The organism is Cognatilysobacter lacus (genome assembly GCF_008274655.1).
Lineage (GTDB): Bacteria > Pseudomonadota > Gammaproteobacteria > Xanthomonadales > Xanthomonadaceae > Cognatilysobacter > Cognatilysobacter lacus.
The window spans coordinates 1-6,835 of record NZ_VTRV01000144.1; the positions used below are offsets into that span (position 1 = coordinate 1).

The following is a 6,835-nucleotide window of genomic DNA, read 5'->3' on the forward strand; positions in this document are numbered from 1 at the left end:
ACGGCGCGTCCTTCTTGTGGATGTGATGGGATTCGACGATGTCGCAGTCCCAGCCGGCGAGCTTGCTGGCCGCGCGTTCCACCAGATCGGCCAGCACTGCGACCCCGAGGCTGAAGTTGGCGGCCCAGACCAGCGGCAGTCGGTGGGAGGCTTCGGCCATCGTCGCGCGCTGGGGATCCGACAGCCCGGTGGTGCCGGACACGAGGCCGGCGCCGCGCGCCACGCACAGCGCCAGAGCCGCGTCGAACGCTTCCGGCAGGCTGAAATCGATCGCGATGTCGAAATCCGGTGCGGATTCCAGCGCGGAAGCCGGGATCCATGCGACGGACGGCACCAGCGACCCCGGACGTGAACGCGACGCGGCCCCGACCACGCGGACATCCTTTCGCTCCGCAGCAAGGCGGATCAGCGCCTGCCCCATGCGCCCGGTTGCGCCGTGAATCAGGAGTCGCGTGGGTTCTGTCATCGCGCGAGGCTAGCGACGTCATCCGCCTCCCACAAGTCGCCGGGCACTAGAATCGCCTTTCGACTGATGGAGCGGCCATGGACGCCTTGCTCGATATCGAACGGCTCGACCAAGCGGCGGGTGGGCACCCGGCCACGCCGTTTCCTTTGTTCGTGCTGGACGGAATGCTGCCCGCCGATGGCGCTGCGTCCCTCGGAGCGGATTTTCCCCACTACCGCGGTGCCGGCTTCTTTCCGTACGACGAACAGGACTGCGGCCCGGCGGTGCGAGCCGTGGTCGAACAGATGACCTCGCCCGCTTTCGGTGACGCGGTGGGCCGCCGGCTCGGAATCGACGGCCTGGGGCGCACGCCGACGCTGGCCACGCTGTGCCGCTCGCTCAACCTGCGCCACGGCACGATCCACACGGACAGTCGATCCAAGATCGTCACCGCCCTGCTCTACCTCAACGAAACCTGGCCCGACACGAGCGCGGGCTGCCTCCGTTTTCTCGCGCGGATCGACGACATCGAGGCGCTCGTCGCTCCCGAGGTGCGGCCTGTTTACGGGACGCTGGCGGCGTTCAAGCGCCAGGAAAACTCGTTCCACGGGCACCTGCCGTTCGAAGGCGAGCGTCGCGTGATCCAGGTCGCTTGGCTGACGAGTGAGGAAGAGAAACTGCGCAAGACACGACGCGGCCGCTTCTCCCGCGGGCTCAAGCGCATGCTGGGGGCGCTGGATAAACGCTTCGGCGCCGGACGCGGCGAAAACGCATCGCATCCGCGCTGAAGGCAAACGTCGGAGGTCCGTTTGGGCGCAGCCAGCGAGCAGGACGTTCAACCCCACTGCAGTTCAGCCACGGCGAGCCGGATCTCCAACTCGCCGCGCTTGCGGGCGCGCCCGGCAGCTAACCCGTCATCCGATCCCAGAAAACCCGCACGCCATCGAGAAACGTGGATGACTTCGGCGAGTGCCGGCGCGCCCCGTCGCCGCTGAACGTCGCCTCGAACTTCTCCAGCAGTTCGCGCTGCTCGCTGGTGAGGTTCACCGGGGTCTCGACGGCGACCCGGCAGAACAGGTCGCCCGTCGATCGGCTGCGCACCGAGCGCACGCCCTTGCCGCGCAGGCGGAACGTCTTGCCCGACTGCGTCTCCGCCGGGATGCGGAGCTCGATCTCGCCTTCCAGCGTGGGCACGCGGATGGAATCGCCGAGCGCCGCCTGCGAAATCCGGATCGGCACTTCGCAATGCAGGTCGTCGCCGTCGCGCTGGAATATCTCGTGGTCACGTACGCGGATGTCGACATACAGGTCGCCGGGAGGCGTCCCTGCCGGCCCGGCCTCGCCTTCGCCGGAGAGCCGGATGCGATCGCCGCTGTCGACGCCCGCCGGCACCTTCACCTGCAGCGTCTTCGTGCGTTCGACGCGGCCCTGGCCGTCGCAGTCGCCGCACGGGTTCGCGATGATCCGGCCGCGTCCGCCGCAATGCGGGCAGCCCTGCTGCATCGAAAAGATGCCGCGTTGGAAGCGGACCTGGCCTCGGCCCTGGCACGTGGAGCACGTCTCGAGCTTGCCGTCCTGCGACCCGCTGCCGTCGCACGTCTCGCATTCGTCCAGCGTGGGGATCTCGATCTGCTTCTCGACGCCGCGCACGGCCTCCTCGAGACCGAGCTCCATCACGTAGCCGATGTCGGCGCCGCGACGCGGGCCGCGTGAACCGCCGCCGGCGCCGCCAAAAATATTTCCGAAGATGTCGCCGAAGATGTCGCCCATGTCGGCGAAGCCCGGCCCGCCGCCGCCCATTCCGTGCTCGAACGCGGCGTGGCCATGCGCGTCGTACATGCGGCGCTTGTTCGTGTCGGAAAGCGTCTCGTACGCCTCCTTGCATTCCTTGAAGGATTCTTCCGACGCCTTGTCACCCGGATTCCGGTCCGGGTGATGCTTCATCGCGGAGCGACGGTAGGCCTTCTTCAGATCCTCCTCGGTCGCGTCGCGGGCGACGCCAAGGATCTCGTAGTAGTCGCGCTTGCTCATGGCCCTGCTTGTCCTGCCTTCTCGGGCCGCGGATCGAATTCGACGCGGCCGCCCCTGTCCCCGATGAAAGACGGGAGCCTCGCGGCTCCCGTCCCGTTACAGCTTACTTCGACTCGTCGCCCTTCACTTCCGTGAATTCGGCATCCACGACATCCTCGTTGCGCGACGAGCCGCCCGGATTGGCCCCGCTGGCGTCCTGCTCGGCGCCGGCCTGCTGCCCCGCCGACGCCACGGCGAGCAGCGATTGCGCCGCCTCTTCGAGCACCCGGCTCTTCGCTTCGATCTGCCCCTTGTCGTCGCCCTTCATCGCGGTTTCGAGGTCGGCGATCGCGGTCTCGGCGCGGCCGATCGCGTCGCCCGGCACCTTCTCGCCGTGCTCCTTGATCGCGCCACGGGTCATGTGGATCAGGCCGTCCGCGTGGTTACGCGCGGCAACCAGCTCGTGGAACTTCTTGTCCTCCTCGCGGTTGGCTTCGGCGTCCTCGACCATCCGCTTGATCTCGTCCTCGGAGAGACCCGAGCCCGCCTTGATCTCGACCTTCTGCTCCTTGTTGGTCTTCTTGTCCTTCGCCGTCACGTGCACGATGCCGTTGGCATCGATGTCGAACGAGACCTCCACCTGCGGCATGCCGCGCGGCGCGGCGTCGATACCGGTCAGGTCGAAGCGCGCGAGCGACTTGTTGTAACGGGCCTGCTCGCGCTCGCCCTGGAGCACGTGCACGGTGACCGCTGACTGGTTGTCCTCGGCGGTCGAGAACGTCTGCGAGGCCTTGGTCGGGATCGTGGTGTTCTTTTCAATGATCTTGGTGAACACGCCGCCCAGCGTCTCGATGCCCAGCGACAGCGGGGTCACGTCGAGCAGCAGCACGTCCTTGACATCGCCCTTGAGCACGCCGCCCTGCACCGCTGCGCCGATCGCAACCGCCTCATCGGGGTTGACGTCCTTGCGCGGCTCCTTGCCAAAGAACTCGGCAACCGCCGACTGCACCTTCGGCATGCGCGTCTGGCCGCCGACGAGGATCACCTCGGTGACGTCGGACGCGCGCAGCCCCGCGTCATTCAGCGCAACGCGGCAGGGCTCGATCGTCTTCTTGACCAGATCGTCGACCAGCGCTTCGAGCTTCGCGCGCGTGAGCTTGATGTTGAGGTGCTTCGGGCCCGACGCGTCGGCAGTGACGTACGGCAGGTTCACTTCGGTCTGCTGCGCGGTCGAAAGCTCGATCTTCGCGCGCTCGGCAGCATCCTTCAGGCGCTGCAGCGCGAGCGGATCCTTGCGCAGGTCGATGCCCTGGTCCTTGTTGAACTCGTCGACGAGGTAATCGATGACGCGCTTGTCGAAGTCTTCGCCGCCGAGGAACGTGTCGCCGTTGGTGGCGAGGACCTCGAACTGCTTCTCGCCATCGACTTCCGCGATCTCGATGATCGAGACGTCGAACGTGCCGCCGCCAAGGTCGTACACGGCGATCTTGCGGTCCGCGCCCGACTTGTCGAGGCCGTAGGCCAGCGCCGCGGCGGTCGGCTCGTTGATGATGCGCTTGACCTCGAGGCCCGCGATGCGGCCGGCGTCCTTGGTCGCCTGGCGCTGCGAGTCGTTGAAGTACGCGGGCACGGTGATCACCGCTTCCGTCACCGTCTCACCGAGATACGCCTCGGCGGTCTTCTTCATCTTGGCCAGCACCTCGGCCGAGATCTGCTGCGGGGCCATCTTGCGACCGTCCGCGCTCTCGACCCAGGCGTCGCCGTTCTCGTGCTGCGCGATCTTGTACGGGACCAGGCCGATGTCCTTCTGCACTTCCGCGTCGGTGAACTTGCGGCCGATCAGGCGCTTCACCGCATAGAACGTGTTCTTCGGATTGGTCACCGCCTGGCGCTTGGCCGACGCGCCCGCCAGCACTTCGCCGTCCTTCGTGTACGCGATGATCGACGGCGTGGTGCGATCGCCCTCCGCGTTCTCGATGACCTTCGCCTTGCCGCCTTCCATCACGGCGACGCACGAGTTGGTGGTGCCGAGGTCGATACCGATGATCTTGCCCATGGGACTTGCTCCTGTTCTTCGAATTCGTGGGCGACTAGCGCCGATAAGACATATCTATGGACCGCTCGCGCCGGTTCAAGGCGCAGCGCGTCATGCGGGCTGCGCGATGACCACCAGCGCCGGTCGCAGCAGGCGCTCGTTCAGCAGCCAGCCCTTCTGGTAGACCTGCACCACGTGGTTTTCCGGCGTGTCGCCACCCGGCACGAGGCTCATGGCCTGGTGCTGGTCCGGGTTGAACGGCTGTCCCTTCGGGTCGACAGGTACAAGGCCGTTGTCGCTCGCGACCTTCAGCAGCTGGCGCAGCGTCAGTTCCATTCCGTCGCGCAGCGCGCCGGGGTTGTCGGCCGCTTGCAGCAGGCCCGCTTCAAGGCTGTCGATCACCGGAAGCAGGTCGCCGAGCAGCCGCTCGTTCGCGAATTTCCGCGCGACATCCACATCGCGGGCGACGCGGCGCCGCTGGTTTTCGAGGTCCGCGCGCTCGCGCAGGACGTCCTCGCGCAGCTTCGATAGCTCGCCGTTCGCCGCGTCGAGTTGCGCCTGGAGTTCGTTGCAGCAGCCCTTTGTCAACGCGTCGTCAGCGCTGGTCGGCGCCTCGGGGGACGGGGGCATGGTCTGTTCGGTGGTCATCGCCGGCCTTCTCCTTCGCGCGGAACGCGCGCCGGGCCAGCTATGGGGCCGTGGCGGCCGGATTCAAGCCTCAGCCGCCGCGATCGACCGTCCGTAGCGCGTCGCCCAGCACGTCGGCCGCCGCCTGGACGACGGGAATGATCCGCTCGTAAGCCATGCGCGTGGGGCCGATCACGCCCAGCACGCCGAGCACCTGCCCGCCGGAGCTGTACGGTGCGGTCACCAGCGAGACGCCGTCGAGCGGGGCCAGCCCGGTTTCCTCGCCGATGAATATGCGAACGCCCGGGGCCAGCGCAGTGCGTTCGAGCAACTGCAGAATCTCGCGCTTTCGCGAGAACGCGTCGAACAGTTCGCGAAGCCGGTCAACGTGTGCGAGTTCCTGAACGCCCATCAGCCGGGTCTGGCCGGAGACGAGCATGTCGTCGTCGCCCGGCGCGAGTGCCTGCTCCGCAAGCTCGATCGAACGCCCCATCAGCCGGTTCAGCTCGTCCTGCGCGGTGCGCATCTCGTGCAGCAGCGACGCGCGGATATCCGCAAGCGAACGGCCGGCGAAGTGCTGGTTGAGGTAATTCGCGACGCGTTCCAGCTCGCCGGATTCGAACGGCCGCCGCGACTGGATGATGCGGTTCTGCACGTCGCCGTCGGCAAAGATGAGGATCGCGAGCACGCGGACCTCGTCGATGGGCACGAACTCGATTCGCCGGAACGCGAACTGTTCGCGCCGCGGCAGGCTGACCACGCCCACGAACCGCGTCATCGCCGACAGAAGCTCCGACGTGCTGCCCAGCAACGCCTGCGTGCCGGAGCTCGACGGCAGTTCGTCGCGCAGCCGCGCCATGTCGCCATCGGGCAAGGGCGACACCTGCAGCAACGAATCGACGAACAGCCGATAACCCTGGGCGGTCGGGATGCGGCCTGCCGAGGTATGCGGCGCGCTGAGCAGGCCGGCTTCCTCGAGGTCGCCGAGGATGTTGCGGATCGTCGCGGCGCTGACGTCAAGGCCCGCGTGACGCGCCAGGGTCTGCGATCCCACGGGCTCGCCGTCGCGGATGTAGCGCGCGATCAACGTGCGCAGCAGCTGGCGCGCACGCGGGTCCTGGCTCGGGTCGGTCGGGCGACGGCTCATGCACGGCATATAAGGTGCGCGGGCGGCGGGCGCAAGCTCCGGTGTCGCTATCTGCGCGACGCATGGCCGGGCACAATTCCTCCCATGCTCACCCATCTCTCCCTGAAGCAGTTCGCCGTGGTCACCGGCGCGGAGCTCGAATTCGGGCCCGGGCTGACCGTCATCTCCGGCGAGACCGGCGCCGGCAAGTCGCTGCTCGTAGACGCGCTGGGCCTGCTTTCAGGCCTGCGCGCGGACAGCGGCGTCGTGCGCCACGGTGCCGAACGCGCCGAGCTTTCCGCGGATTTCGACCTCTGCGACGCCGCCACGGCGCAGGTCTGGCTGCGCGAAAACGAGCTCGACGACGAGGACGAGGCCGGCGCCTGCCGGATCCGCCGCGTGATCCGCGCGGACGGCGGATCGAAGGCGTGGATAAACGGGCGCCCGGCGACAATCGCGCAGCTCACCGTGCTTGCGCGTCATCTGGTCGAGATCCATGGGCAGCACGAGCACCAGGCGCTGCTCTCGCGCGGCAGCCAGCTTGAACTGCTCGACGCGTTCGGGCGCACGCAGGCCGAGCTTGCCGCGGTGC

At 67.6% G+C, this 6,835-nt stretch carries 7 protein-coding genes; 2 read left to right on the forward strand and 5 right to left on the reverse strand.

Annotated features, from left to right (window positions below; translation table 11 throughout):
* Positions 1-466, reverse strand: a 466-nt coding sequence (locus FW784_RS11410) for a 4-hydroxy-tetrahydrodipicolinate reductase (RefSeq protein ID WP_328592726.1), incomplete at its 3' end; no start/stop codon positions are given.
* Between the two features lie 77 nt (positions 467-543).
* On the opposite strand from FW784_RS11410, the gene FW784_RS11415 reads away from it, so the two are divergent.
* Complete coding sequence (locus tag FW784_RS11415; RefSeq protein ID WP_149353468.1) at positions 544-1,233, forward strand: 2OG-Fe(II) oxygenase family protein; 690 nt, start codon at positions 544-546, stop codon at positions 1,231-1,233.
* A 118-nt stretch (positions 1,234-1,351) separates the two neighbouring features.
* Here the strand turns inward: FW784_RS11415 and dnaJ are convergent, their stop codons facing one another.
* The 4 genes from dnaJ to hrcA form a co-directional block, all read right to left on the reverse strand.
* Positions 1,352-2,476, reverse strand: coding sequence for a molecular chaperone DnaJ (gene dnaJ, locus FW784_RS11420; RefSeq protein WP_149353469.1), 1,125 nt, complete (start codon positions 2,474-2,476; stop codon positions 1,352-1,354).
* A gap of 103 nt (positions 2,477-2,579) precedes the next feature.
* Positions 2,580-4,511 carry a molecular chaperone DnaK gene (dnaK, locus tag FW784_RS11425; RefSeq protein WP_149353470.1) on the reverse strand — a complete coding sequence of 644 codons (1,932 nt, stop codon included), beginning with the start codon at positions 4,509-4,511 and terminating at the stop codon, positions 2,580-2,582.
* Between the two features lie 90 nt (positions 4,512-4,601).
* Positions 4,602-5,138: a nucleotide exchange factor GrpE gene (gene grpE / locus FW784_RS11430; protein ID WP_149353471.1), complete on the reverse strand. Its 537-nt coding sequence runs from the start codon at positions 5,136-5,138 to the stop codon at positions 4,602-4,604.
* Positions 5,139-5,208: 70 nt separating this feature from the next.
* Positions 5,209-6,264, reverse strand: coding sequence for a heat-inducible transcriptional repressor HrcA (hrcA, locus tag FW784_RS11435; RefSeq protein ID WP_149353472.1), 1,056 nt, complete (start codon positions 6,262-6,264; stop codon positions 5,209-5,211).
* A gap of 84 nt (positions 6,265-6,348) precedes the next feature.
* On the opposite strand from hrcA, the gene FW784_RS11440 reads away from it, so the two are divergent.
* On the forward strand, positions 6,349-6,835 hold a 487-nt coding region (locus tag FW784_RS11440), incomplete at its 3' end, for an AAA family ATPase (protein ID WP_149353473.1).